Here is a 26,171-nt window from a genome sequence, read left to right as displayed (position 1 = left end):
CTTGATCGAGCTGACCTGATCAGAAACGCTTGCAATTCAACGCACCATCCCGCTCCACTGCGGCAGCGGGATGGGTGTTGCCTTGCGGTCGCACCGTCACGGCGTAGCTGCCGGCAAAACGGTTGATATCCTCTCCCTGCACGCTGGCCTTCAACACTATGTCGACACTCATCATTTCCCCACCGTCGCCTGAGGTGGAGGAGGTGCTAAGCTGAAAGCTCCGATCGTCACGTCTGGATTGCACCATGTCAGCCATGGCAAGCCGAACCGCGCCGGTCACTGTCCTATCCTCGCCCGACACGCCCTGCCCCGGCTTGAACACCATGACACCGCGAAGATTTCCCAGCGGCCAGCCTGGCTCTTCCTTGAAAGCGGCCTCTATCGACAATTTCAGTTGGCCATCATCCACCGCGCAATAATAACGATCCATGGCCTCAGCCCCTGGTGTCAGGCAGGCCAAAATCACCACGGCTTCATTCACGATCAATACAAATCGGTTTATCATCGCCCGCCCTCCAGACAGGACCCAGCAACAGGGTTGCTAAAAAACCGATCCTTGCATACTGCGATTATAAATCCTTTAATTTCTGGGGTTTTTCTCCGCCAAACGCCCAGTTGAGCAATTCGACAGTGTGGACGACAGGGATGTCGGTTCCCGAACCGATCTGAGTCATACAGCCAATATTACCGGCAGCAATGACATCGGGATTGACCGCCTGGATGTTGCGCAGTTTGCGGGCTTTCAATTGCTGCGAAATGTCCGGCTGGAGAATATTATAGGTTCCAGCCGAGCCGCAGCATAAATGCCCCTCCGCCGGATCCCGGACCGTAAAGCCCGCCGTTTTCAGCAGTAATTTCGGTAAGGCCGTTACTTTCTGGCCGTGTTGCAGCGAACAGGCGGAATGATAGGCAACGGTCACGCCCTTATCCGCCTGCTGCGCCAGATCCAGACTGGAGAGGTACTCGCTCACGTCCTTGGCCAACGCAGAAACCCGTGCGGCCTTGGCGCTATAGACCGGGTCGTGGCGCAACATATGGCCGTAATCCTTGATGGTGGTGCCACAGCCGGATGTGGTGATAACGATGGCATCCAGACCGCTTATCTCACCCGACCCGATCTCCACCATCCAGGCATCAATATTACGCCTCGCTGCGGCAAGCGCATCCGTCTCACGCCCCATGTGATGCACAAGCGCCCCGCAGCAGCCCTCCCCCTTGGGAACAACGACTTCGATGCCGAACCGGGTCAGAAGCGCAACAGTTGCGTCATTTATACCGGGATCAAGCACCGACTGAGCACAGCCGGTCAGAAGCGCCACCCGGCCTTTGCGATTACCCCGCGCCGAATGCAAACCCGGGCGTGAGATGGGCGATGGATAAGGCACATCCTGAGGTGCCAGTCGCAACATCGCCGCCATCGGCTTCAAGGCGGCAACACGCTCCATCAGTGGCGCAAAGGGGCGTCCGAGCCGGGCAAAGGCCAGCGCCACCCGCATACGCCCCGGATAAGGCAGCACCGCCGCCAGCATCTTGCGGATCAACCGGTCGGCAAGCGGCCTCTTATAGGTATTTTCGATATGGTTGCGCGCATGGTCGACCAGATGCATATAATCGACACCGGAGGGACAGGTCGTCGTACAGGCCAGACAGGACAGACATCGGTCGATATGCGTGACGATTTCCTCATCCGCCGCCCGCCCGTTTTCCAGCATATCCTTGATCAGATAGATGCGCCCGCGCGGACTGTCCAACTCATTGCCAAGCGTGACATAGGTGGGACAGGTCGCGGTGCAGAAGCCGCAATGCACGCAACGGCGCAGGATGCTCTCGGCTTCAGCGGTTTTTGGATCGGCAAGTTGGGTTATGGAAAAATTGGTCTGCACCTATTCCTTCTTTCTCCTGAAGAGCACTGCATAGGCCTGAAAGGCGGTCAATTCCGGACGCCGCTTCTTAACAGCGGAATCTGCCTCGACCTCAACTTCTTCGCATCGTCCTTTGAACGTAAAATCCGGGAACTTCTCTTCACATTTGCTGAGAAAGTCTTTCAGCACAGCTTTCTTGTCCTTGGTAGAAGTATTGGTCGTTTCTCTCATGGAAGCAACAGCGCCCCATTTCAACGTACCTTCCTCCTGAGTATCCAGACGCGACAAAAGCGAAGAGATTTTGCGGATATCATCTTCGCAGTTTGAAAAGGAAAAATGCCGTTTTACCTCAACCACGCCTTCCGGCAAATTATGCCGATTCCAGTAAACGACGTCGGCCCTCTGCCCGTCGCTATCCTTGTAAACACTGTCTTCCACCTCGCCACCCAGTGACCACTTCACCAGCTCCCAGCACGTCGTTTCCAGAGTAACGAAGCACTCCTCTCCTCTCTGGGCGCCTGAATTATACAGCGTTTCGGCAATCGTCGCCGAAATCAAAGGCTCTATCCCATATTCATGAACGGTAGCGCCCCCCGACATGCGCAGATATTTTCGATTGGCTTCGTGCGTTCCGTCAATAATCAGACCAATGGCATCATCGATTTTCAGCATTTCAATCCCCCTGATGAGTGTTGCAAAAAAGCGCATATCAGCAGGTAGTAAATTTTCAGAAAATCCCGTTATGATTGAATACCATTTTGGGATCGAGAGAAACCCGAACCTGTTGCATCAAGGCAGCCACAGCGGGTTGCGACGGATCGAATGAGGATGAGGCCCGTCTGACTGCCTCATCGGCCCGCAGAAGAGAGGCATGTCCCCCGCCAAGTGCCATGATTCCCTGCCGGATGAGTTCGCCCTCCGGGTCCGCCTCCATCTGCATCCAGACCAGGCCGCCCTGCCAGTCGTAAAAGGCATCGATAGCCGCATGCAGGCGCAGGCCAGCGACCAGCTGATGGCCTGCTGTCGGTGCGACGGAGACTTTCCAGACCGGCTTGGCCAACATGGCCGTAAAGGGGCCCACATCACGGATTTCACGCCAAAGAACAGGGCTTTGCGGCTCATCCAACAGCGTGACGGGTCCCAGCCTTTCCATCACCGCCAGCAGCTTTTCCGTCCGCTCGCGCACCGAGGCAGGCAGGCCTTCCAGCCGCAATACCGTGGCTGGCCCATCCGGTAGATTTCCGCCGATCAGGCGGGGCCGAACCAGTTCCGGGAGATGGGCAGCACCCGTCACTTCGACCGGCATGGCAAGCGCGACGGCCATGGCATGGGCGGCAGCCGCGTCGTCAAGACCTGACACCACAACGGTTTTCGTCAGGCGCGGACGCGGCAGGACCTTGAAGGTTACTTCCGTCAAAAACCCAAGCGTGCCATGAGAACCGGCCAGAAGTTTCGCCAGATCAAGCCCGGTGACATTCTTCATCACCCGTCCGCCTGCTTTGATCACCTCGCCTTTGCCATTGACGAAACGGACACCCAACAGGTGGTCGCGGGCCGCCCCTGCCACAAAGCGCCGAGGCCCCGAAGCATTGACGCTGAAGGCGCCGCCAATCGTCGGCTCCCCTGTCGTCCCCATCAAACCGCGATGATCCGGCGGTTCAAAGGCCAGCGACTGGCCTTTCTCAGTCACCGCCGCCTCGATCTCGGCCATCGGCGTCCCGGCTTTCGCCGTCAGCACCATTTCTGCCGGATTATAGGCAACAATCCCGGAAAGCCCGCTGGATGACAGTATCGCATCGGTCTTAAGGCGATTGCCGAAGCCTGCGCGTGTACCACCACCCTTGATGGCCAGTGTCCTGCCCGTCGCAGCGCTCTCGGCGATGATTGCCGCAGCCTCATCTTCCGTTTGCGGTGCCAGAAACGTGCTCACGCCCGGCCCTCCAGCGGAAAGACCTTGCTGGGGTTGAGCAGCCAATCGGGATCGAAAGCCGCACGAACTGCCATTTGCTGGGCAAGATCAGACTTGGAAAACTGATGCCGCATCAGGTCACGCTTTTCGATGCCGACACCATGCTCGCCGGTCAGGCAGCCACCGGCATCGACGCAGAGCTTGAGGATTTCATTGCCTGCCGCCTCCGCCTTGGCGGCATCTTCGGGATCGTTGATATTGTAGAGGATCAGAGGATGCATATTGCCGTCACCGGCATGAAAGACATTGGCAACCCGCAGGCCGTAACGGTCAATGATCTCCGAGGTCTTTTTCAAAACATAGGCCAATTGGCTGAGCGGCACCGTGCCATCCATGCAGATATAATCGGCGATCCGGCCCGTTGCCCCGAAAGCGGATTTACGGCCTTTCCAGATCAGCGCAGCTTCCGTCGCCGACTGGCTTTCGCGGATGGTTTTCACCCCATGGCGGCGAGCGATTTCGCAGATATCGGCCAGCATCGCCTCCATCTCGGCGTCCGATCCCTCGACCTCGATAATCAGCAGCGCCTCGACATCCATGGGATAACCGGCATGGGCGAAGGCCTCGCAAATTTCGATGGCGGGCTTATCCATGAATTCCATCGCCACCGGCACGATGCCAGCCCCAATGATATCGGCAACGCAGGTACCAGCAGCCTCTGCGCTATCGAAGCCGAACAGGACCGGACGCGCGCCTTCCGGCTTGGCCAGCAGCCGGACGGTTGCCTCGGTGACAACGCCCAGTTGCCCTTCCGAACCGCATATCAGGCCAAGCAGATCGTAACCGCTGCTATCGAGCGCCTTGCCGCCCAGTTCAATCACCGTACCATCGACCAGAACCATTTTTACGCCGAGAAGATTGTTGGTGGTCACGCCATATTTCAGACAGTGGGCGCCACCGGAATTCATGCCGATATTACCGCCAATCGTACAGGCCAACTGCGAACTGGGGTCGGGCGCGTAGAAAAACCCCTGCGGCCCAACTGCTTCCGAGATCGCCAGATTGGTCACGCCAGCCTGCACGGTGGCGGTGCGGTTCATGAAATCAATGTCGAGAATTCGGGTCATGGCCGACAGGCCGATCACCACCGCATCCTCCTGGGGGATCGCGCCGCCGGAAAGCGAGGTACCCGCGCCGCGTGGCACGACCGGCAGCTTATGGCGATGGCAGTATTGCATCACGGCCGCCACCTGCGCCGTGGTTTCAGGCAGGGCGACACAGAGCGGCTGGCGGCGATAGGCCAGAAACCCATCGGTCTCGAAGGGCACCAGCTCTCTTGGCTTATGGATCAGCCTTTCCCTAGGCAGGATTGCCGACAGTTCGGCGACGATCCGGTCACGCCGATCAAGAATGCCAGCATCGGGCTTTAGAAATTCAATGGTATCGGCCATCCAGTCCTCCCGAAGCGCCGCTCAGATGCAGCACCTTATCTGCGTCGGCCAATTCCTCAAATGAAAACCGTGCGGAGATGGCCATCCTCTCCATCCGCCGTTTGCTTCCCTGAAACCCACACCACTGCCAGCCGCCCTTTCAAAACCTTGTCAACGAAGGTCTTCGGGCAGCAGCATCCAGAACGAATATTTCTTGGCGTGCTTTAGTCTCAGGCTCTGCATGAACCTGACATGATCGTGTTGGCCGTTGGTGGCCGACATTCGCGGTGCCAGATCGGCCAGCGCTGTAATGTAGGATGCGGCATGGTGATAGGCTTGTGACGCACTGCGCTTGAGAATGTCACTGGCCAGCACCCGGTAGAGCACTGTTGCCGCTTCCGGCTGTTCCTCAGAGAGCTTCTCCGCTGCTGTGGACAGCAGTTCATATTGGCGACCGTCCCAGTCCTGGGCATGGTCAATCACCAGGCGCGCGGCGAGATCAAGCTTTGGCCAGCCGATCAGAAACCACAGGGATTTATAGGCATCCTTGCTGGTCATCACCAGATCCAGCGCCTTGTCCATCTCCTCGAATTCGGCGAAATCGTCCAGCTTGGCAATATAGGTTCGCAGCACGTCTGGCTCGAATGTCTCGCAGAACTCCTGCCAGCGTAAAGCCTGGGCATCCCCTCGCCGTTTGAGGCGTTCGAGAATATCGGCCTCCAGCAGCTTGCGCTCCTGCACACCATAGTCCGGGCCAGCCGCTGCCGTCATCCCGCCGATACGGATGACACGCATGCCCTTTGGCTTTCGCCGCACCCACTCGAGTGCCTGCTCGAAACGCTGGGCGTCAAACAGCAGATGCGCCAGGACAAGGCTATCCTGATAGAGTTCCGGCTTCGCCTCTTCCAACCGGATCACCTCATCGAAATCCTGCCGCTTCACGGCAAGATCCTGGAGAAGTTGCAGGATGTGTTGTGGCGCACGGTGGTTCTTGAGCGCGGCTTCCAGCAATTGCTTCCAGGTATCGGCGGCGGCTGTGCCAAGCACTGCCATCATTTGTGAAAAGACATCGCCCAGCTCGCGGTGCTTGTCAGCGGCCCGCACCTTTTCCAGGGCCGGGACCAACATGGTCTGCCCCGCTTCCGGCAAAGCCGCAATCATCGAAACCGCAGCAGCAATAATGTCTTCCGACAGTTTTTCCAGCTTGGCGCTGCGGTCGTAGAGGCGATGCGTCATCCCCAGCATCACTGACATCATCCGCACCATCCGCTCGGCTGCGGCAACCGGATCATCGCCAAGCTCGCCGCCGATGGTCCGCATCATACCCCCCAGCTCGGTCGACAATTCGCGCGCACGGTTGGCGGTAATGCCGGAAGCAGAGCGCTCAATCTGATCCAGACGCTTGTCGATCCGGGCCAGCACTTTGGTTGACCCCGCTGTCCCCGCAAGAGCTGCTTGCAGGCGCAGTTTCAAGGCTTTATTGGCGCTGGCCTCATCCAGCAGGATCTCCGCCAATTTTTCCGCGCCAAGCGAAGCCAGTCCGGCACGATCGAATTTCGCAGCAGCTTTCTTTGCCATCGTCTTCTCTCTCAAAACGCGCGCACCATAAGGACCCAGGATGAACCGCAAAAGAAGCGCCTCATGGCGAAAAGGCAAATAAGGTCATATTTAGGAATTATTTTCGGTGTAATCGAAGAAAAGGCCGACATCACGCAACAAACAAGACGGTCAAAGACAAAATTTCGCGGCCATGCGAATCGTCATCATTCGCGACACTGACGCGTAATCACCGAATCGCTTTGGTTTTCGACAGGTGGACAAGGGTTCACTCGGCTCGAACGTGCCACAATAAGAACGCCGCAATGCGATGGACGCATGACAGACAGTTCCTCATGACAATTGCATGAAGGCATTCATGAGTTCTATTATGGAAGACTCGGTTTACCTGCCGAATGTTTTTCTCGCTCAACGAAACCGCTACCAACCTTTGCGGGAATCAATTATATTAAGATAATCAAAAATACGGATTTACGCATTGGCTATTTTAAAACGCATCGTGTCGGATTTGGAATTGATGTTTCGGCGCCCGCCGAAGCAGCAATTTGCCGCGCTTTGCTACCGCGAAACCAAAACGGGTCTTCTGGAAGTTTTGTTGATTACCAGCCGCGATACCGGGCGCTGGGTCATTCCTAAAGGCTGGCCAATGGGCTCGAAAAAGTCGCATCTCGTGGCCCAGCGTGAGGCTTACGAGGAAGCAGGCGTCAAGGGAAAGATCGCCAAAACCAGTCTCGGTTCTTATTTTTACATGAAAGGCATGCCGGACGGGCTGAAAATCCCGTGTGAGGTGAAGGTTTACCTGCTGGAAGTGCGCGAGTTTGTTGACGATTATCCAGAAAAAGGCACCCGCATATTGGAATGGGTGAGCTGCGACGTTGCGGCTAGCCGGGTGCAGGAGCCACAATTAAAACGGCTTTTTCATCTTCTTTCCCTGTCGCGCCAGCGCAATGCCGCAAATGCGGGCTGATTTGCCGATAAAATGACGTCTTACGGTCATGATGACAGGCTATTTTCTTTGTATCGGGTCCCATAAGCATTTCGCGCTATTGTCGATAGAGAAGAGAGAGCTGCTGGCGAGTGCCTGATATTGAATACGCCATCAGGAAATCCGGGTTCGACTTTTTCTCTGATCCATTTTAAATCAATTCCGACCCAGGCAATTATGCGCTACAGCACCGTGCGGCCAAACGAACCAGAGTGCGCCGCATATCAGTCCTTCCTCCTCACGGGCCTCTCCCAAGGCCCCCTCCCATGGGCGCGACATCGGTTTTTACCCATGTGGCCCACTCCTACGATAGAACCCGCAAGCCAAGCATGAGCAAGATTCCAAAATACGCCCGACCAATGCTGGACAAGGATCTCGACCGGCTGACCCTGCTCGAACGCGCTGCCCAGCACGTGGCGCGTGGTGCGGCTCCTTACGGCATGGCATTGATCTTTTTGATCTTTGCGGCGGTTTTCGCGCTCGGCTTTGCAGCAGACCGGACAGGCTCCGCCATCATCATTGCCGCAGCAGCGCTTGCTGGCTACATGGCGCTGAATATCGGCGCCAATGACGTGACCAACAATGTCGGGGCAGCGGTGGGCGCCCGGGCCATGACGATGACCGGCGCGCTGGTGATGGCGGCGTTTTTCGAAATTGCCGGGGCGATGATTGCCGGAAGCGAAGTCACCGATACGATTTCCTCAGGTATCCTGGCGCCATCCCTGGTTGGCAATCCACAAACCTTTATCTGGATCATGATGGCTGCTCTGTTGGCGGCAGCCCTCTGGATCAATCTCGCCACCTGGGCCAATGCCCCGGTCTCGACGACCCATTCCATCGTCGGCAGTGTGATGGGGGCCGCCGCATCAGCCATGGGCACCGCCGCCGTCAATTGGCAGACCATCGCCACCATCACACTCGGATGGGTGATTTCACCGGTGTTGGGCGGATTGATCGCGGCCGCCATCCTGTTTCTGATCTACGACCTGATCGTTTACCGCCCCGACAAGATTGCCCAGGCGCGCCGATGGGTGCCGATTCTGATTGGATTGATGGCCGGTTGCTTCAGTTGCTATCTCAGCCTGAAAACCACCGGCATGGGCTTTACGATCATCTCGGATCGAGCCGTTCTGTTCGGCCTGGTGATCGGCACCATTGCCTGGCTTGTAGCCCGGCCTATCGTGAGCCAGCAGGCCGTAGGGCTGGAAAATCGCAATCAATCCTTGCGCAAACTGTTTCGGATGCCGCTGATCGGTGCCGCCGCTTTGCTGTCCTTCGCGCATGGCGCCAACGACGTTTCCAACGCCATCGGCCCGCTGGCGGCGATTGTTCATACGGTCATGTCGAATGATCTGCACACGCGAATGACCGCACCGCTTTGGGTGGTCACGATAGGCGCGCTCGGCATTTCAACCGGACTTCTGCTGTTTGGCCCAAGGCTGATCCGCCTTGTCGGCACCAAGATCACCAAACTCAACCCGATGCGGGCCTATTGCGTCTCGCTTTCATCCGCCATCACCGTCATCACCGCTTCCAAGCTGGGGCTGCCGGTCAGCTCCACCCATATCGCCATCGGCGCGGTGTTTGGCCTCGGCTTTTTCCGGGAATGGTATAATCGCCATTCAAAACGGCGGCTGGAGTACATGCTGATGAAGTCGGCGGAATGGCAGCGTAAAGCCCCCAAACCGTCCAATGCAGATGAGGTGAACCGGCGTCGCCTGGTCCGTCGCTCTCACATCCTCACCATCATGGGTGCCTGGTTGGTAACGCTTCCGGTCTCCGCAGGGCTTGCAGCGCTGATTTACCGGGTTATGTTCGCGCTCTTTCGATAACGTGAGACGGTCATAAGGCATGCGGGCAAATTACAAGATGCAGAGACTCTATGTCGAGGCCGGGCTGGAAGCCGTAAACCCGGTGGCGACGACACCGGAACAATATAACTATCTGGCCAATGTCCTGCGCCTCACCGAAGGTGCAGAAGTGCTGGTCTTCAACGGCCGCGATGGTGAATGGAAGGCGAGCCTCGCCTTTCCGACCCGCAAGCGCATCGCGTTGATCCCGCAAAGCCAAACCCGCCCGCAACCTCGCCCGAGCGAACTGACATTTCTGTTTGCGCCGCTGAAAGTCGGGCGGATGGATTATCTTGTGCAGAAGGCGGTGGAGATGGGCGCCGGTGCGCTCCAGCCAGTGATGACCCAGCATGTTCAGGGCCGGATCGGCAGCATTGAGCGGTTGCAGGCCAATGTGATCGAGGCAGCCGAGCAATGCGGCATCCTTTCCGTTCCAAAGGTTGCCCCGCTGGTCAAGCTCAAGGACCTGCTGGAGACCTGGCCTGCCACCCATCGGATCATTTTCTGTGACGAGGACAGCGCCACCGACAATCCCATGCCAACGCTGGCGGCAATCAAAGAGCGGCAACTGGCATTGCTGGTTGGGCCAGAAGGTGGATTTTCCGATGAGGAACGCAGTCTGTTGCGCAGTCTCGGCTTTGTCACCGCCATTCCGCTGGGGCCGCGCATTCTGCGCGCCGATACCGCAGCCGTTGCGGCTCTGGCCGTGGTTCAGGCAAGCATCGGCGATTGGAAATGAACTTGAAACAACCCGGCACATCTCGTTCAATATTGTTGAACGTTCAAATCGCAAAATTCGCTTGCGCAGCCGCCGGGTTCAGCCCTATCAACCCTCGGTAACGCATCGGACCGAAAAGTGGAAACCGGTTTTCGGCCCGATGCGAAAATAAAACCTGTAGCAGAACAAGGTCGGCTTCATGGCTCGCGATACAACCGATGACACTCCCCTGACCTCGATTGAGGACATGGCGGCCTATATGGCTGAGGGGTGCAAGCCGAAAGAAACATTTCGCATCGGCACGGAGCATGAAAAATTCGGTTTTTTCACCGCCGATCTCTCTCCCGTTCCCTATTTCGGCGAAGCCAGCATTTCGGCACTGCTGAAGGGCATGCAGGCCCGGCTTGGCTGGGAACCGATCATTGATGGCGCAAACATCATTGGCCTAGCCGGTGGCAGTGGCCAGGGCGCAATTTCCATCGAGCCGGGCGGCCAGTTCGAACTATCAGGTGCGGCCCTGGAGACCCTGCATGAAACGGCGGGCGAAACCCTCCAGCATCTCGAAATCCTGCGGGAAGTCGCCGAGCCGATGGGGATCCGCTTTCTGGGCATGGGCGGCAGCCCACTCTGGACCCTGGAGCAGACGCCGCGCATGCCGAAATCCCGCTACGACATCATGACCCGCTACATGCCGAAGGTCGGCTCGAAGGGTCTGGACATGATGTATCGAAGCTCGACGATCCAGGTCAATCTCGACTTTTCATCAGAAGCCGACATGCGCACCAAGATGCGGGTTTCCACCAGGCTGCAAGCCATCGCCATGGCGCTGTTTGCCGCCTCGCCCTTTACCGAAGGCAAGCCGAATGGCCTGCTGTCCTGGCGCGGCGACATTTGGCGCGATACCGACAATCGCCGCTCCGGCCTGCTGCCCTTCGTGTTCAAACCGGATTTCGGTTTTATTGATTATGTCGAATGGGCGCTTGATGTGCCGATGTATTTTGTCATGCGGGATGGCCGTTATCACGACTGTACCCATATCACTTTCCGCCAATTCATGGCGGGCGGTTTGAAGGGCGAAATCGCCGCCTGGCAGCCGACGATGGGAGACTGGACCAATCATCTGGGAACGCTGTTTCCCGATGTCCGCCTGAAACGATTCCTGGAAATGCGATTGGCCGATGGCGGCCCGCAAAGCCATATCACGGCGCTTTCGGCTTTCTGGGTCGGGCTGCTGTATGACGATACCGCGCTTGCGGCGGCTGACAATCTGACGTCTGGTTGGGATTTGGCAATGGTAACAGCACTTCGTGATACCGTTCCAACGCTCGGCTTCGATGCCACCGTAGAGGGCCGCTCCGTTCTGGATGTGAGCCGCGATTTGCTGGCCTTGTCGAGGGCTGGTCTTGTGGCGCGCGCCCGGCTGAATGCGGAGGGCCAAGACGAATCGATCTATCTGCAACCGCTGGACAGTATCGTGGAACGAGGCCATTCCCTGGCACAGGACATGCTGGATCTCTATCATGGCCCGTGGGATAGCCAGGTAGAACCTGTATTTTCCGCCTATCAATATTGAGGTCGGCACCCCACCCCCAAACCCTTGTGCTTGCTTAAAAAAACGATTTGCAGCGGGATATTTCCCGCTATAGTGGCTCTCGTGTGATTTTCTCCTTGAATCAAGCTGATGGGAATTGGCGGGTGCAATGTCATGAACCATGCTGAAAAACAGGAGCATAAGGCTCGGGGCGATCAAGCATATGGCGTTTTGGAGCCACCGGCTCACCATGCGGACTATCGCCAACGCATGAATACCGTATAAAAAGGCTATGTGCCGGGGAGCGAATGCAAATGTTGCCACTGTTTGATATGCTGTTAAGAGCACAGAATGGCGCGGCCATGGACGCCATGGCAAAGCAGTTCGGGCTTGCCCAAGAACAGGTAGCGCAGGCGCTTGCCGCATTGACGCCGGCCTTTTCCTCCGGGTTCAAGCGCACCGCCGCCAATCCCTATGATCTATCCAGTCTGTTTGCTGCCTTATCGTCCGGCAATTATGCCCAGTATTTCGAAGATATGGGCAAGGCCTTTACGCCTCAGGGCATTGCCGACGGCAATCAGGTTCTGCAACAATTGTTCGGCTCCAAGGAGGTGTCGCGCGCTGTCGCCGCCCAAGCGGCCCAGATCACTGGCATCGGCCAGGACATTCTGAAACGCATGCTACCGGCTATGGCCGATACGATCATGGGCGGATTGTTCAAGCAGAGCCTTGGACAGATGCAGCAGGCCAGCAACCCCTTCGCCAACAACCCGATGGCTGGCCCAATGGCTGGGATGATCCAGGAATGGCTTCAGGCAACGGGATTTTCACCGAAAGCTCAACCGACATCGCCCGGTCCCTTCGACAATCCCTTCATTGCCGCCTGGCAGCAAATGATGGGCATAAGCGCGGCCAAGGCAGCACCCAAGACCGAAACGAACCCTTTCCTGGACAATCCCTTCACCAAAGCCTGGCAGGACATGGTTAGTGGTTCGATGGGGCAAGCCGCGAAAGCAGAGCCACCAAAGCCGAGCCCGGAAGCCGAGGCCAGAAAATCGATGATGGATATCGTCAACACGATGTTCGATAGTGGTCTGAACGTGCAGAAAAGCTATCAGAAAAGCGTGGAACAGATCTTCGAGACCTATGTGACGGCGCCGGGCAAGGATGCGCGCACTGAGTCGGACGAAGGCGCCACTCACTCCAAGCACTGACGGCAGTTCCAACACTGGTTGGCACAAGAAAAAAGACCCGGCAACAGTGACCTGTTGCCGGGCAAAAGCAGGGTCGATTGGCTTTTCGCCCTGCGGGGATGGCGGGTGGAAACGGGATCGTTCAGCCGAGAGAAAGCGTGCTCACCTGTTTGCGGATCCTGGCGCGCGCGAGACCTGCAAGCTTTGCCGACGGATCTTCAAGTGGCCCGGACTTCGACAATTCGGCCTCCAGCTCAGCGCGGGTCAAACCGACATCATGCAGAAGGTAGTCGTCGAGATCCGCGAGCTTAAGAGCCGCGCGGCGGTTGGTGAGCGTGCGCAGCACAGAATTCACCGTCAAGACAATGGCGCGAAGGGCTGCGATGACCGCGCCCTCTGCGTGAGGAAAAGCCGTTACGGTGATCTGTCTGGTCGTGCGCATGACAATAGTCCTTTCGAATTCGGCACGAGAAGGGGCGGCCGCGCTTGGAAAACCGAGCCGGAGGGACGCCGTGAAGGGGTTGGAGGACACCGCGACAACTGAACATCAGTTGGTCACTCGTGGCGTCGATTGACACTTTGCAGTTTAAGATTTGCCGAATTTCTATTGATCAGTCCAGTGAATGTTTCTAATGGTAATCATCAATCCAACTGATGGAATGTCCGCCATGTCCGCACCTCTCGATACAGACCAGTTGCAAACCTTCATCGCCATCGTCGATACCGGCAGTTTTACCAAGGCGGCAGGGCGGGTCTTCAAGACCCAATCAGCCGTTTCCATGCAGATGCGCCGCCTGGAAGAGCGGATCGGCAAGCAATTGTTCATCAAGGACGGGCGTGGCAACCGGCTGACCGCGGAAGGCGAAAAACTGCTGAACTATGCCCGGCGGATCGTCCGGCTGAACAGCGAGGCGATTGCGGCTTTCGACGACAACCGGTTGGAAGGTACGTTGCGGATCGGCACGCCGGATGATTATGCCGACCGCTACATGCCGGAAATTATTGGCCGTTTCGCCAAGACCCATCCCAATGTCGAGCTTTACATCGTTTGCGAACCATCCTCCGACCTGGCCGAAAAAATGGCCAGAGGTGAGTTAGACATCGCGCTTGTGACCCATAACCCGGCGACCAGACAATCCGACGTGATGCGCACCGAGCCGCTTTGCTGGGTGGCTTCGGCCAACCACCCCCTGCGCGATGATGCGCCTGTACCGCTTGCGGTTGGACGGCGCGATTGCAATTGGCGGCAGCTGGCCTGTTCGGCGCTCGATGCCGACGGGCGCGACTATCAGATCCTGTTCACCAGTTGGTCATCGACCGTGGTCGCCGCCGCAGTGCTGGCTGGCTTGGCCGTTTCTGTTCTGCCGGAATCGGCGCTGCGAACCGGTATGAAAGTGCTGGGCCAGTTAGATGGCTTTCCGCCACTGCCGCCCGTGCAGATCGGCATCATGAAACGACCCGGCATGTCACCCTCGCTGATGAACGCCATCACCGACCATATCGCCGCCTGCCTCGACAATATCAACCCGACGGCCATCGAAGACGACATGGACGGAGAAACGAAAACCTATTCCCGTTACTATCCGCGCCTGCGGGCGGGACATATGATCCCCGGCTGGTAATACGAAGCTTCATTGAAATTAACCGTTCATATTGCCTCAGGATCCGAGACAATTACTTTTGAGCGGGTTGAAACAGCATGGCGCATGCGGCCTTTTTCCACTCATCCAACATCGCCCAGGCTCGCTCATGCTTCTCGGCAATGGCGCGGAAAACCGCTCCACTCAGCACCGCAACCAGCAGGAAACGATTGTGTTTGCCCTGTCCATCCCCGCCACCGGCAAATGGCCCCAGCCATCTCATCGCCAACGCGCCAATGTCTTCCTGAGCCTTGTATTGCATCGCGCCGAGATCGGGATCGGTCGACATTGCGATCCAGAACTCGCGACACAGCGGATTGTCACGGTGCAGGCGCGCACCACGTTCGATCAGATCGACCAAACGGGCGCGCGCATCCGCTTCGTCGCGCACATCCGTTAACTGCATGGTAATATCCTCGGCCAAGCTGGTCAGGCGCAGATCCATGATGGCTTTAAGCACAGCGGCTTTCTGCGGAAAGAATTGGTAGACGGAGCCCACAGGTACGCCAGCATTTACGGCAATATCCGTCATGCGCAATTGGGAAACCCCATGCTTGATAATAAGAAACTCAGCCGAATTCAGAATATTTTCGACACGCTGGATACTGCGCTTCTGTTTTGGCTGCTTACGTGGATTGATTCGCGAGCTTTCAATCGGCATTTTCATCGCCGTCACCATTCCGTCCTGTCCCAGGATAATTTCCACATCATGTGGACCACAGGTAAGGGCTCTATTGGAAGGGTGTTCAGTTTTGATTAATGCAAATTAGTAAACCCATACAAAACAGGGGGTCAGAAACCGTATCAAAACGGCTTCTGACGCCCCTTTTCGAAACAGATACGTGTAGGGCTCTTCAGCGGCGATGCTGGGATCATATCTGCTTCGAAGCCGGAAACTGCATTAGGGCAGTATGAATACCCGCTTCATCGTCTGGATGTACCAGTTTGAAATACGCCAGTTGACGCCCGATGATCGGTTCCGGCACCTGAATGCCGACTGTGGTCTTTATTGTCCGTGAAATCCATCATGGCTTCCTCCTTTGGAAGGCCGTCTTCGTCAAAATTGATTTTAAAACAGTGTTTCGTCTCAATGACTGCAGTGTTCCATTGACGACCGATAATTTCCAATCGTATTTATTTTTAAATACGATTTGGAAATCCTATCATGCTGACCATACGTCAAATGCGCTATTTCGATGCCCTCGCCACCACACTCCATTTCGGCCGGGCTGCCGATCTTGTCCATGTCAGCCAACCGGCACTGTCAGCGCAGATCATGGAAATGGAAAAACATCTGGGTGTGATGCTGATCGAGCGTACGCGCGCCAGCACGATCCTGACCACCAAGGGACTGGAAATCCTGACCCATGTGCGCGAAGTGCTGGCGGGAATAGATCGGCTGGAACAGGCGGCGCGAAACAATGGCGGCATGTTGGAAGGCCTAGTGCGGATTGGCATCATTCCGACCGTCGCCCCCTATATGGTGCCGCGCATGGTGCCTTATCTGCGGCAAAATCATCCTCTGATCGAGATTGAGCTTAAAGAAGCGATCACAGATCGACTGCTGTCCGACTTGAATGACGGCAAACTGGATGCGGTCGTCGCGGCGCTGCCGGTGGATGCGGACGCTCTGGTCTGCCGCAGCCTGCTGGTCGATCGGTTTTTCATGGCCGTGGCCCGCAATGACGACGCCGTGCTTCTGTCACCCCTGGTGGAAGCAGACGTGGATACCGACCGGTTGCTGCTGCTGGAAGAGGGCCATTGCCTGCGCGATCAGGCGCTGGCCGTCTGCAAAACTGCCAGCCGGCGCAGCATGGTCAATTTCGGCGCAACGTCGATGGCGACACTGCTCCAGATGGTGTCCCATGACATGGGCATGACGCTGATCCCCGAAATGGCGATCGAGACCGAAACCAGCCGCAACAAGATCCGCATCATTCCCTTTACCGATCCGCCGCCCTACCGCGAAATCGGCCTGATCTGGCGACGATCCAGCGCCCGCCAAGCGGATATGGAAGCACTCGCCGATGGTCTTGCCGCCAGCGCGCGAGAAAAATCGACACCCTAGGAACAGAGGCAGGATCGTTAAAAAGAGGGATGACTGATGTCATCCACAATCCATGCTTTTGCTATTCCCTTCCTGTCATGAACGTGTTACCAGCCCTCGCCAACCTCCAAGCATTACATGCAAAGGAATCCAGAGGAAAATCGCTTTTCTGGAGGACTCTGCCTATTCATATGAAGGATATTGGCATGGCACGGATCGTAATTTCGGCAACCGGCGCAGAAGCGCTTACCTTTGACGATGTTCTCCTCCAGCCCGGACATTCGGAAGTCATGCCGGGCCAGACGAATATCTCCACCCGGATCGCCAAGGATATCGATCTTTCGCTTCCCATCCTGTCTTCCGCCATGGATACGGTCACCGAGAGCCGTCTGGCGATTGCCATGGCCCAGGCTGGCGGCCTTGGGGTTATCCACCGCAATTTGACACCAACCGAACAGGCCGAAGAGGTTCGCCAGGTCAAGAAATTCGAAAGCGGCATGGTGATCAATCCTGTCACCATCCATCCGGATGCGACGCTGGCCGAAGCACTCGGCCTGATGAAGGCCCACGGTATTTCCGGCATTCCGGTCGTCGAAAACGGTGGCCGTCCCGGTCGCCTGGTCGGCATTCTCACCAATCGCGATGTGCGCTTTGCCTCGGATCATTCCCAGAAGATCCATGAATTGATGACCCGCGATAACCTGATCACCGTCAAGGATGGTGTCGAGCAGCAGGAAGCCAAACGTCTTCTGCATAGCCACCGGATCGAAAAGCTGCTGGTGGTGGACAATGAAGGCCGCTGCGTCGGCCTGATCACCGTCAAAGATATCGAAAAGTCGCAGCTCAACCCCCATGCCGCCAAGGATTTTCAGGGCCGCCTGCGGGTCGCCGCCGCCATTTCCACTGGCGATGACGGACGCGAACGGGCCGAACGGCTGATTGAGGCCGGTGTCGACGTGATCGTCGTCGATACTGCTCACGGCCATTCGCAGCGGGTGCTGGATGCCGTAACCGCCGTGAAGAAAATGTCGAACTCGGTGCGGATCATTGCCGGCAATGTTGCGACCGGCGACGGTACCCGCGCCCTGATCGATGCAGGCGCCGATGGCGTCAAGGTCGGCATCGGCCCCGGCTCGATCTGCACCACCCGTATCGTTGCAGGCGTCGGCGTGCCGCAACTGGCCGCCATTATGGCAGCCGTCGAAGCAGCTCATAAGCTGGATATTCCCGTCATTGCCGATGGCGGGGTGAAATTCTCCGGCGATCTGGCCAAGGCAATTGCTGCCGGTGCCTCCGCCGTCATGGTCGGTTCGCTGCTGGCCGGTACGGATGAAAGCCCCGGCGAAGTGTTTCTCTATCAGGGCCGTTCCTTCAAGGCCTATCGCGGCATGGGATCGGTCGGCGCCATGGCGCGCGGCTCGGCGGACCGCTATTTCCAGGCGGAAGTGCGCGACACGCTGAAGCTGGTGCCGGAAGGTATCGAAGGCCAGGTGCCTTATAAGGGCCCGGTCTCTGCCGTGCTGCACCAGCTGGCGGGTGGTCTCAAGGCCGCTATGGGCTATGTCGGCGGCAAGGATATCAAGGATTTCCAGGAAAAGGCCACCTTCGTGCGGATTTCCGGCGCGGGCCTGCGCGAAAGCCATCCGCACGGTGTCACCATCACCCGCGAAAGCCCCAACTATCCGGGCGCTGCATAAAAGACGTCGCGGTCACGAATAAGTGTTGATGAAAACCCGGATTGGCCTCCCATGAACATTGGATGCCGGTTCGGGTTTTCTATCTTTTAGACTGGACAACCTTGTGGAGGACACCGATGGAAAAGCCAGCCGTTACCCCAGCGATCACCCAGGCGATGATCAACGCCTATGATGAATATACCCATCTCAGCCTCGACCGCCGGGGCTTCATGGAAAAACTCACGAAGCTTGCCGGTTCGGGTGCCGCTGCCGCAGCCATTATGCCGATGCTGGCCGCTAACAAGGCCAATGCAGCGCTGACGCCGGAAAACGATGAACGATTGACCGCGTCAATGGTTACTTATCCAGGCTCAAGCGGCGAGATGAAGGGCTATCTGGTGACCCCGAAAGACGCCAAGTCCGCCTTGCCCGGCGTAATCGTCATCCACGAGAACCGTGGCCTCAATCCGCATATCCAGGATGTGACACGCCGGTTGGCGCTAGAAGGCTTCGTTACGCTGGCACCGGATTTTCTGTCGCCACAGGGCGGCACGCCGGAGGACGAAGACAAGGCCCGCGACATGTTCACCACGCTCGACCTCGGCGCTACGGTGAACAATGCGGAGGCCAGCCGCGCCTATCTCGCTGCCGTGAAGGGTGTCAACGGCAAGGTTGGCGCCATCGGCTTTTGCTGGGGCGGTGGCATGGTCAACCGGTTGGCCATCGCCTCACCGCTGCTTGGGGCGGGTGTCGCCTATTACGGTGCCCAGCCGCCCGCCGATCAGGTGCCGGCCATCAATGCACCCTTGATGCTGCATTACGCTGGGCTTGACGAGCGCATCAATGCCGGGATCGATGCCTATCGCAAAGCGCTTGAGGCCAATGGTAAGCAAGCCGAGATCTTCGTCTATGACGGCGTCAATCATGCCTTCAATAATGACACGTCGGCGGCCCGCTATAACAAGGAGGCCGCAGAGCTTGCCTGGTCGCGCACCGTGGCCTTTCTGAAAAAGAACCTGGCATAGGAATACCTGCCATAACAAAGCGGGGCGGATTGATATCAATCAAAAGCAATCGCCCCGCCCTACACTAGGGTCCTCCATAGTCTCAGCATGAGCCGGGACACGATGTTGAATTTTAAAACATCAATTTCTATGGAGGAAATCATGGCATCGATGATGAAAGCCGCTGTTGCGCGCGAATTCGGCAAGCCGCTGACCATTGAGGAAATGCCGATCCCCGAACCCGGTCCTGGCCAGATTTTGGTCAAATACGCGGCGACCGGCGTTTGCCATACCGACCTGCACGCCATCAGCGGCGACTGGCCGGTCAAGCCCAACCCACCATTCATTCCCGGCCACGAAGGCGTTGGCTTTGTCGCCAAGCTCGGCGCGGGTGTTACCCGGATCAAGGAAGGCGACCGGATTGGCGTTCCGTGGCTGCATACCGCCTGCGGCTGCTGCAATCCCTGCCGCACCGGCTGGGAAACGCTTTGCGGCAGCCAGCAGAATACCGGCTATTCGGTTAACGGCACCTTTGCCCAATACGGACTTGCCGATCCCGATTATGTTGGCCGTCTGCCTGATAACCTGGAATTCGGCGCCGCTGCGCCCATTCTCTGCGCCGGTGTCACCGTCTATAAGGGCCTGAAGGAAACCGAAGTGCGACCCGGCGAATGGGTGGTGATTTCAGGCATTGGCGGGCTTGGCCATATGGCTGTGCAATATGCCAAGGCCATGGGCATGCATGTGGTTGCCGCCGATATTTTCGATGACAAGCTGGAACTGGCCAAGAAGCTGGGGGCCGATGTGGTCGTCAATGGCCGGGCAGCCGACGCTATCGAGCAGGTGCAGAAAGCCACCGGCGGCGTTCACGGCGCGCTGGTGACAGCCGTTTCCCCGAAAGCCATGGAACAGGCCTATGGCTTCCTGCGCTCCAAGGGCACGATGGCGCTGGTCGGTCTGCCGCCGGGCTTCATTTCGCTTCCGGTATTCGAAACCGTGCTGAAGCGCATCACCGTACGTGGCTCGATTGTCGGCACCCGGCAGGATCTTGAGGAATCGCTGCAATTTGCCGGTGAAGGCAAGGTTGCCGCCCATTTCTCCTGGGACAAGCTGGAAAATATCAATGCGATTTTTGACCGCATGCGCGAAGGCAAGATCGATGGACGGATCGTACTCGATCTGGCCGCCTGATCATAACCAGATCCGTGCGCCTTACCGGCGCACGGATCTCATGAATGGAGCAGAGCAAATTATTTCGCCATAAACGATAAGTGAGGCGGCAAGATACTGGAATAGCGCGGAAAAACGGCTATCTTCACCGCAATGCAATAATCCATGGTGAATGCCGATGCTGTCGTCCGAGACCAATGCCGCCACTGATCGTATTTTTGTATTTCAGGGTGGGGGGGCTTTGGGTGCTTATCAGGCCGGTGCTTATGAGGCTCTTCACGCCCATGATGTCGATCCGGATTGGCTGGCCGGTATTTCCATCGGATCGATCAACTCGGCGCTGATTGCTGGCAGCCCCAGGGAAAAACGGGTGGAAAACCTGCGCGCCTTCTGGGACATGGTGTCTTCACAGCTGAATTTCAACCTTGGCGATCAAGACACCGCGTCGCGGCGCACCACCAACGATCTCTCGGCGCTGACCGGCATGATGTTTGGCATTCCCGGTTTCTTTTCACCGCGTCTGCCCACCCCGCAGCAAGTGTTGCTCAATCCCGATTACCGCGTCAGCGTTTATGACACCGAACCGCTGATCAAGACGCTGAACAATCTGATCGATTTCAAATTGCTGAATGACGGCACGACACGTCTCAGCCTCGGCGCTGTGGACGTTCTCTCCGGCAATTTCGCCTATTTCGACAATCGTCACACCAGGCTCGACGCCCGCCATATTGCTGCTTCCGGCGCGCTGCCGCCCGGTTTCCCACCGGTTGAAATTGATGGCCGTTTTTATTGGGATGGTGGATTGGTCTCGAACACACCCTTGCAGCATGTGCTGGAAACCAATGAAAGCCAGAGAGATCTGGACATTTTCCAGGTCGATCTGTTCAGCGCGCGCGGCGACATGCCAAAGGACCAGTTCGAGGTGGAAAGCCGCACCAAGGAGATCCGTTTTTCCAGCCGAACCCGCATGAATACCGATGAATTCGCCCGCAAACAGGTGATCCGCCGCACCGCCAAACGCCTGCTGGACAAGCTGCCGCCGGAATTTCGTGATGACGAGGATGCCAAGCTGCTGCGCTCCATCGGCCAGGAATATGACGTCACCATCGTCCACCTCATTCACCGGCGCGCCGCCCACGCCACCCATTCGATGGACTATGAATTTTCGCGCGCCTCCATCAACGAACATTGGCAGGCAGGCTATGACGACGCCACCTACACGCTGAAACATCCGAAATGGCGCAATCGTGGCCGCCCAAGGGATGGTATCCAGATCTTCGATTTGAGCCGCGAACGTCGTCGTATCGGGTCGTGACCTATCAGCTCTGCTGGACTATGCTGCGTTCATATCCACGCATCTTTGAGGATAAAGCGTGACAGCAAAGATCAGCCTGAAAAACGTGGCGCTGGACGCCGGCGTCTCGATCAGCACCGCCTCGCATGCGCTGAACGGCACAGCGCCGCTAACCGCAGAGGTGCGCGACCGGGTGATCGCCTCCGCCCAACGGCTGGGCTATCTGGAAAAACGGCGCAACAAGGCGACCATTGCCACGCTGCGTTGCATCCTTCTGGCCGTTGCCGGTGATGCCGCTCCGCAAAGCGATCTCAATCTGGTCAGTTGGACGGTGATGAATGGGCTGCGCGAGGAGTGCGAGCGCCGGGCGATCCGCATCGTCCCTTGCGTCACGCCGGGCAACCGGATCGACGCCAATGAGGTAAAGCGGATTGCCGTTGCCGAAAAAGTCGATGGCATCGTCATCATCAATGATGACAGGCCGGAATTTATCCGCGCGCTGGCGCAATTGGCGATACCGTCCGTGATCATCAATGGCGAAGATCCGTCGATGCGCATCGATACGGTGACTGCCGGCAACCGGTTCGGCGCACGCCAGGCCATCGAGCATCTGCTGGCGATTGGCCACCGTCGCATTCTGCATGTGACATGGCCGGGCCGCACCACCATCCGCCGCCGCTATGATGGCTATGTTGATGCCTTTCTGGCTGCCGGATTGCCAGCCCCCATCGATATGGTGGTTGAGGCTGAGAGCTATGAGCCAGCCGAGGGCGAAAGAGTGTTGCGCGAATTGTTGACCCGTGACCCATCATTGAAACAGGCCACCGCGATTTTTTGCGCCGCCGATAATCTGGCGCTTGGCTGTCTAAAAACCTTGACCAAGGTAGGCATCAAAGTTCCTGAAGACATCTCCGTGCTGGGCTGCGATGACATCCTGCCGGGCGAATTCAGCACTCCGCCGCTCTCAACCATTCAACTGCCCAGCGCTCGGCTTGGGGCTGCGGCTCTCAGCCTGATCGAGCAGCGGCTGGTATCCATCGATCCGCTCCGGCCCGCCCATCGGCTGGAATTGGGATGCCGTCTGGTGCTGCGCGGCAGCATCGCACCGCCGCGCTGTTAACATTCACGGACTTTTATTTCATGCCAGTCCCGGCAATGCCTGTCGTGATGTATTTTTGCAGGAACAGGAAGACCAGCGTCACCGGCATCAGGCTGAGGAAGGTCATGGCGAGGATGTAATTCCACTGCACCGAAAACTCGCCCTGAAAAGCGTTGAGCCCGACCTGTAGGGTGAAATTCTCACGGCTGCTGAGGACGATCAGCGGCCAGAGAAAGTCGTTCCAACGCCAGAGTACCGAGAAAATCGCCAGCACCGCCAGCGCAGGCGCTGTCAACGGCAGGACAATCCGCCAGAAAATCCTGAATTCGCTAGCCGCATCCACCCGTGCCGCTTCGATCAACTCGTCGGGAATGGTCAGCATATATTGCCGCAGCAGAAACACCCCGGTCGGCGAAGCAATGGTTGGGATGATGACGCCCCAGAGATTATCCACCAACCCAACCCCGACAATGACCAGATAGGCAGGCACCATCACCACAGTGAGCGGGATCATCAAGGTTGAGATAATCAGCACGAACACCGCCTTATCGCCTCGAAATCGGTATTTCGACAGGGCAAAGGCCGCCAAGGCATTAACGATCAGCGTGAGAGCCGTCGCCACAACGGTGACGAAGACTGAGTTCTTAAGAAAGGTCAGGAAGGCAAACCGGGTCAACGGGTCGGTGTAGTTTTCGGTGGCAATCGTCAGGCTCTGGACCGGCGTGATCGTGCGGGTATCGACGCTGACCGGGGTCTGCGGGTTTTCGGGATCGACCATCTGCGCCTTCAGGCCGATGCGCCGAACCATGGCCATCTGCCGGTTTGTACCGTCGAGGCTGACCTGCCAGAGGCTGAGCGGCTTGTCATAGCCCTTGACCGTCACCTCCACCGCGTCTCGCGGCAGGAGGGTTGGCGGAAAGCGGGTGATTTCGGCGGCCGGTTTCATTGAGGACAGACCCGCCCAGACCACCGGCACCAGCACCGCCAGTGTGCCGAGGATCAGCCAGAGCCAGGCCAGCACATCGGTCACGCCAATGCGACCTTGGCGGCGGGTGCGGGTCAGGAACGTTACGGGATTGAGGCTCATATCACTGCTCCATTTTCTTGGAGAGGCCAAGTTGCAACAGGGTCAGCACCAGCAGCACGCAGCCCATCAGGGTTGCCGCCGCCGAGGCGAGACCAAACAGCCGAAGATCGGAGCCAAACGCCATCTGGTAGATATATTGCACGATGAAACTGTTGGCCGTCCCCGGTCCGCCGCCATTTGTCAGCACCCAGGCCTCATCGAAAATCTGCACGGAACGGATCATCAACAAAATCAACACCACCAACAGGTTGGGCGCGAGCAGCGGCAGGGTGATGCGAAACAGCACCCGGCGCGGCGTAGCAGCATCAATAGCCGCCGCCTCATAGAGATCTTTGGGAATGGCTTGCAATCCGGCCAGCAGGATCAGCGTGTAGAAGCCCATATGGAACCAGACGGAGACCACGACAACGAAAAACCGTGACCAACCGACCTCCAGCAGAAAGATTTCCGGCGGCACGCCGAGCATTTGCAGGAAGGCATTGAGCAAGCCGTTGCGGTCCAGGAACCATTTCCAGATCAGGCCGATCACGACAGATGACAGCAGCACCGGATAAAAAAACATCGCCCGGAAAAACCCACGCGCCACCATGGCGCGGTTGAGGATCAGCGCCGTGATCAGCGAGACCAGCAAGGTCGCCAAAACGTTGAAGCCAACAAACCACAGCGTGTTCCAGATCGCCGTCCAGAACAGCGATTCCGTGCAGCTCCCCGGCTGCAAATAATCGCCGCAGGTCAGCAATTGGCGGAAATTGTCGAGCCCGACATAGGGGCGCTCGGAAACGAACAGATTGGTGCCACCGGTAAAGGCATAGCCGATGGAAATGGCAATTGGCAAAAAGGTGAAAATGCCGAACAGCACCAGATTGGGTGCCAGGAAAAAATAGGGCATGCGCTTGCGGCCAAACAGCCGTTCCAGCCCGTTCAGTGGCGCTTCCACCACCTGCATGACGCGGTTGAGAGCGCGGTCAGCGATATCGGCAAGCTGGCTCATGCGGCAAGGCCTCCGCTGACCTGTTGGCGGCGTCGGGTCAGCGCCAGGCCGGAAGCCGGATCGAACACATGCACTGTGCCAGCCAAGGGCGCGACCACCAAGCGGCTATCCTCCGGGGCAACGAAATGGCCGGGCTGATGCAGGATGACCTGTTCCTCCTGCCCTTCCATCCGGCCATAAAGATAGGTCTCAGTCCCAAGGCTCTCGCAATAGCCGACGACGAACGGCAGGCCACCTGTCTCGACCCGCTGGAAATGCGCGGGGCGAATACCGACCATGACCTCCTGGCCCGGCTTTGCCGCCGCCTCATCGACAGAAGCGGTAAGATGCTGTGGATAGCCGACATCGATCAGCACCTCGCCCTTCTGAAAGCCGACGATCCGGCCTTTCAGCATGTTCATCCGGGGCGAACCGAGGAAGCCTGCCACAAACAGGTTGCAAGGATTGTTAAACAGATCGAGCGGCGTTCCCACCTGCTCGACCCGGCCACCCTTCAACACGACGATCTTGTCGGCCATGGTCATGGCTTCCACCTGATCGTGGGTCACGTAGATCATCGTCGTCTTGATATCGCGATGCAGCCGGGTAATTTCCGCCCGTGTCTGGACCCGCAGGGCCGCATCCAGATTGGAGAGCGGCTCATCAAACAGGAAGATTTCGGGTTCGCGCACAATCGCCCGGCCAATCGCCACGCGCTGGCGCTGACCGCCCGAGAGCTGGCGCGGCTTGCGGTCCAGATAAGGCTCGATGGCCAGCATCCTCGCCGCTTCGGCGATCCGCGCCTCGATTTCGGCGCGCTTGAATTTCAGGTTTTCCAGCCCGAAGGCCAGGTTCTTGCGCACGCTCATATGCGGATAAAGCGCATAGGACTGAAACACCATGGCGATCTTGCGCTCGGCGGGCGATAGCTGAGAAACGTCGCGGCCATCAATGTTGATCGCACCTGTCGTCACATCCTCTAATCCGGCGATGATCCGCAGCAGGGTGGATTTTCCGCAGCCCGACGGGCCGACGAAGACGACGAATTCGCCGTCTTCGATGGTCAGGTCTATGTCATGCAGCACCTTCACCGCGCCGTAGGACTTGTTGAGATCCTTGAGTTGCAACGCTCCCATATCATCCTCCCAG

23 protein-coding genes are annotated in these 26,171 nt (G+C 57.7%); 12 read left to right on the top strand and 11 right to left on the bottom strand.

The features are described 5' to 3' along the window. Positions 1-19: 19 nt before the first annotated feature. The 6 genes from AVCG78_RS20640 to AVCG78_RS20615 form a co-directional block, all read right to left on the bottom strand. Positions 20-505: a hypothetical protein gene (locus tag AVCG78_RS20640; RefSeq protein WP_071207366.1), complete on the bottom strand. Its 486-nt coding sequence runs from the start codon at positions 503-505 to the stop codon at positions 20-22. Between the two features lie 64 nt (positions 506-569). Continuing rightward, the gene (gene glcF / locus AVCG78_RS20635) at positions 570-1,883 is read right to left on the bottom strand and encodes a glycolate oxidase subunit GlcF (protein ID WP_071207364.1); all 1,314 of its coding nucleotides are present in this window, start codon (positions 1,881-1,883) and stop codon (positions 570-572) included. Further along, complete coding sequence (locus AVCG78_RS20630; RefSeq protein ID WP_139191597.1) at positions 1,884-2,534, bottom strand: hypothetical protein; 651 nt, start codon at positions 2,532-2,534, stop codon at positions 1,884-1,886. Positions 2,535-2,589: 55 nt separating this feature from the next. Beyond that, positions 2,590-3,792, bottom strand: a complete 1,203-nt coding sequence (locus AVCG78_RS20625; RefSeq protein WP_174089742.1) for an FAD-binding protein — start codon at positions 3,790-3,792, stop codon at positions 2,590-2,592. After that, positions 3,789-5,222 (bottom strand): FAD-linked oxidase C-terminal domain-containing protein, encoded by a 1,434-nt coding sequence (locus AVCG78_RS20620; protein WP_071207359.1) that lies wholly within the window; start codon positions 5,220-5,222, stop codon positions 3,789-3,791. Before AVCG78_RS20620 ends, AVCG78_RS20625 begins: the two co-directional genes overlap by 4 nt. Before the next feature lie 150 nt (positions 5,223-5,372). Continuing rightward, positions 5,373-6,779 (bottom strand): DUF6880 family protein, encoded by a 1,407-nt coding sequence (locus tag AVCG78_RS20615; protein WP_012654092.1) that lies wholly within the window; start codon positions 6,777-6,779, stop codon positions 5,373-5,375. Positions 6,780-7,236: 457 nt separating this feature from the next. Between AVCG78_RS20615 and AVCG78_RS20610 the strand changes: the two genes are divergently transcribed. The 5 genes from AVCG78_RS20610 (at position 7,237) to AVCG78_RS20590 (ending at position 13,056) form a co-directional block, all read left to right on the top strand. Beyond that, positions 7,237-7,725: an NUDIX hydrolase gene (locus AVCG78_RS20610; protein WP_012654091.1), complete on the top strand. Its 489-nt coding sequence runs from the start codon at positions 7,237-7,239 to the stop codon at positions 7,723-7,725. A 347-nt stretch (positions 7,726-8,072) separates the two neighbouring features. Then, on the top strand, positions 8,073-9,575 hold the full coding sequence (locus AVCG78_RS20605; protein WP_012654090.1) for an inorganic phosphate transporter: 1,503 nt from the start codon (positions 8,073-8,075) through the stop codon (positions 9,573-9,575). A 19-nt stretch (positions 9,576-9,594) separates the two neighbouring features. Then, positions 9,595-10,332 carry a 16S rRNA (uracil(1498)-N(3))-methyltransferase gene (locus AVCG78_RS20600; protein ID WP_071584399.1) on the top strand — a complete coding sequence of 246 codons (738 nt, stop codon included), beginning with the start codon at positions 9,595-9,597 and terminating at the stop codon, positions 10,330-10,332. Between the two features lie 178 nt (positions 10,333-10,510). Further along, positions 10,511-11,884, top strand: coding sequence for a glutamate--cysteine ligase (locus tag AVCG78_RS20595; protein ID WP_071207356.1), 1,374 nt, complete (start codon positions 10,511-10,513; stop codon positions 11,882-11,884). A gap of 272 nt (positions 11,885-12,156) precedes the next feature. Continuing rightward, positions 12,157-13,056, top strand: coding sequence for a DUF937 domain-containing protein (locus AVCG78_RS20590; protein WP_071207355.1), 900 nt, complete (start codon positions 12,157-12,159; stop codon positions 13,054-13,056). A 121-nt stretch (positions 13,057-13,177) separates the two neighbouring features. Here the strand turns inward: AVCG78_RS20590 and AVCG78_RS20585 are convergent, their stop codons facing one another. Beyond that, positions 13,178-13,477 carry a DUF1127 domain-containing protein gene (locus tag AVCG78_RS20585; RefSeq protein ID WP_012654086.1) on the bottom strand — a complete coding sequence of 100 codons (300 nt, stop codon included), beginning with the start codon at positions 13,475-13,477 and terminating at the stop codon, positions 13,178-13,180. 226 nt (positions 13,478-13,703) lie between these two features. Here AVCG78_RS20585 and AVCG78_RS20580 point away from each other — a divergent pair, with 226 nt between their 5' ends. Next, positions 13,704-14,657 carry a LysR substrate-binding domain-containing protein gene (locus AVCG78_RS20580; RefSeq protein WP_041698964.1) on the top strand — a complete coding sequence of 318 codons (954 nt, stop codon included), beginning with the start codon at positions 13,704-13,706 and terminating at the stop codon, positions 14,655-14,657. 52 nt (positions 14,658-14,709) lie between these two features. On the opposite strand, the gene AVCG78_RS20575 is transcribed toward AVCG78_RS20580, so the two are convergent. Next, positions 14,710-15,342: a TetR family transcriptional regulator gene (locus AVCG78_RS20575; protein WP_174089741.1), complete on the bottom strand. Its 633-nt coding sequence runs from the start codon at positions 15,340-15,342 to the stop codon at positions 14,710-14,712. A gap of 498 nt (positions 15,343-15,840) precedes the next feature. Here AVCG78_RS20575 and AVCG78_RS20570 point away from each other — a divergent pair, with 498 nt between their 5' ends. The 6 genes from AVCG78_RS20570 (at position 15,841) to AVCG78_RS20545 (ending at position 22,986) form a co-directional block, all read left to right on the top strand. Next, complete coding sequence (locus AVCG78_RS20570; RefSeq protein ID WP_071207353.1) at positions 15,841-16,743, top strand: hydrogen peroxide-inducible genes activator; 903 nt, start codon at positions 15,841-15,843, stop codon at positions 16,741-16,743. Between the two features lie 185 nt (positions 16,744-16,928). Continuing rightward, complete coding sequence (gene guaB / locus AVCG78_RS20565) at positions 16,929-18,419, top strand: IMP dehydrogenase (protein ID WP_041698961.1); 1,491 nt, start codon at positions 16,929-16,931, stop codon at positions 18,417-18,419. A gap of 116 nt (positions 18,420-18,535) precedes the next feature. Continuing rightward, positions 18,536-19,423, top strand: coding sequence for a dienelactone hydrolase family protein (locus AVCG78_RS20560; RefSeq protein WP_071584402.1), 888 nt, complete (start codon positions 18,536-18,538; stop codon positions 19,421-19,423). Between the two features lie 141 nt (positions 19,424-19,564). Then, the gene (adhP, locus tag AVCG78_RS20555; protein ID WP_012654080.1) at positions 19,565-20,593 is read left to right on the top strand and encodes an alcohol dehydrogenase AdhP; all 1,029 of its coding nucleotides are present in this window, start codon (positions 19,565-19,567) and stop codon (positions 20,591-20,593) included. A 157-nt stretch (positions 20,594-20,750) separates the two neighbouring features. Then, positions 20,751-21,887, top strand: coding sequence for a DUF3734 domain-containing protein (locus AVCG78_RS20550; RefSeq protein ID WP_012654079.1), 1,137 nt, complete (start codon positions 20,751-20,753; stop codon positions 21,885-21,887). Between the two features lie 58 nt (positions 21,888-21,945). Beyond that, positions 21,946-22,986: a LacI family DNA-binding transcriptional regulator gene (locus AVCG78_RS20545; protein WP_071203167.1), complete on the top strand. Its 1,041-nt coding sequence runs from the start codon at positions 21,946-21,948 to the stop codon at positions 22,984-22,986. A gap of 13 nt (positions 22,987-22,999) precedes the next feature. On the opposite strand, the gene AVCG78_RS20540 is transcribed toward AVCG78_RS20545, so the two are convergent. From AVCG78_RS20540 to AVCG78_RS20530, 3 genes are read right to left on the bottom strand one after another with little or no spacing between them, the layout of a single operon-like run. After that, positions 23,000-24,052: a carbohydrate ABC transporter permease gene (locus AVCG78_RS20540; protein ID WP_156582614.1), complete on the bottom strand. Its 1,053-nt coding sequence runs from the start codon at positions 24,050-24,052 to the stop codon at positions 23,000-23,002. Between the two features lies 1 nt (position 24,053). Next, complete coding sequence (locus AVCG78_RS20535; RefSeq protein ID WP_071203163.1) at positions 24,054-25,043, bottom strand: carbohydrate ABC transporter permease; 990 nt, start codon at positions 25,041-25,043, stop codon at positions 24,054-24,056. After that, complete coding sequence (locus AVCG78_RS20530) at positions 25,040-26,158, bottom strand: ABC transporter ATP-binding protein (protein WP_071203160.1); 1,119 nt, start codon at positions 26,156-26,158, stop codon at positions 25,040-25,042. Before AVCG78_RS20530 ends, AVCG78_RS20535 begins: the two co-directional genes overlap by 4 nt. Positions 26,159-26,171 lie beyond the last annotated feature (13 nt).

The sequence above is a fragment of the Gillisella vitis genome, from assembly GCF_021559775.1.
Classification (GTDB): Bacteria; Pseudomonadota; Alphaproteobacteria; order Rhizobiales; family Rhizobiaceae; genus Allorhizobium; species Allorhizobium ampelinum.
Note: the sequence above shows the minus strand (reverse complement) of the source record. Positions and strands in the feature narration are given on the sequence as shown.

Excerpts from the sequence above, each read along its gene's own strand:
- AVCG78_RS20630 (WP_139191597.1), bottom strand. The coding sequence starts at position 2,534 with ATGCTGAAAATCGATGATGCCATTGGTCTGATTATTGACGGAACGCAC.
- AVCG78_RS20585 (WP_012654086.1), bottom strand. The coding sequence starts at position 13,477 with ATGCGCACGACCAGACAGATCACCGTAACGGCTTTTCCTCACGCAGAG.
- AVCG78_RS20615 (WP_012654092.1), bottom strand. The coding sequence starts at position 6,779 with ATGGCAAAGAAAGCTGCTGCGAAATTCGATCGTGCCGGACTGGCTTCG.
- AVCG78_RS20535 (WP_071203163.1), bottom strand. The coding sequence starts at position 25,043 with ATGAGCCAGCTTGCCGATATCGCTGACCGCGCTCTCAACCGCGTCATG.
- AVCG78_RS20570 (WP_071207353.1), top strand. The coding sequence starts at position 15,841 with ATGCTGACCATACGTCAAATGCGCTATTTCGATGCCCTCGCCACCACA.
- AVCG78_RS20575 (WP_174089741.1), bottom strand. The coding sequence starts at position 15,342 with ATGAAAATGCCGATTGAAAGCTCGCGAATCAATCCACGTAAGCAGCCA.
- AVCG78_RS20590 (WP_071207355.1), top strand. The coding sequence starts at position 12,157 with ATGTTGCCACTGTTTGATATGCTGTTAAGAGCACAGAATGGCGCGGCC.
- AVCG78_RS20620 (WP_071207359.1), bottom strand. The coding sequence starts at position 5,222 with ATGGCCGATACCATTGAATTTCTAAAGCCCGATGCTGGCATTCTTGAT.
- AVCG78_RS20560 (WP_071584402.1), top strand. The coding sequence starts at position 18,536 with ATGGAAAAGCCAGCCGTTACCCCAGCGATCACCCAGGCGATGATCAAC.
- AVCG78_RS20605 (WP_012654090.1), top strand. The coding sequence starts at position 8,073 with ATGAGCAAGATTCCAAAATACGCCCGACCAATGCTGGACAAGGATCTC.
- AVCG78_RS20540 (WP_156582614.1), bottom strand. The coding sequence starts at position 24,052 with ATGAGCCTCAATCCCGTAACGTTCCTGACCCGCACCCGCCGCCAAGGT.
- AVCG78_RS20550 (WP_012654079.1), top strand. The coding sequence starts at position 20,751 with ATGCTGTCGTCCGAGACCAATGCCGCCACTGATCGTATTTTTGTATTT.
- adhP (WP_012654080.1), top strand. The coding sequence starts at position 19,565 with ATGGCATCGATGATGAAAGCCGCTGTTGCGCGCGAATTCGGCAAGCCG.
- guaB (WP_041698961.1), top strand. The coding sequence starts at position 16,929 with ATGGCACGGATCGTAATTTCGGCAACCGGCGCAGAAGCGCTTACCTTT.
- AVCG78_RS20580 (WP_041698964.1), top strand. The coding sequence starts at position 13,704 with ATGTCCGCACCTCTCGATACAGACCAGTTGCAAACCTTCATCGCCATC.
- AVCG78_RS20595 (WP_071207356.1), top strand. The coding sequence starts at position 10,511 with ATGGCTCGCGATACAACCGATGACACTCCCCTGACCTCGATTGAGGAC.
- AVCG78_RS20600 (WP_071584399.1), top strand. The coding sequence starts at position 9,595 with ATGCGGGCAAATTACAAGATGCAGAGACTCTATGTCGAGGCCGGGCTG.
- AVCG78_RS20530 (WP_071203160.1), bottom strand. The coding sequence starts at position 26,158 with ATGGGAGCGTTGCAACTCAAGGATCTCAACAAGTCCTACGGCGCGGTG.
- AVCG78_RS20640 (WP_071207366.1), bottom strand. The coding sequence starts at position 505 with ATGATAAACCGATTTGTATTGATCGTGAATGAAGCCGTGGTGATTTTG.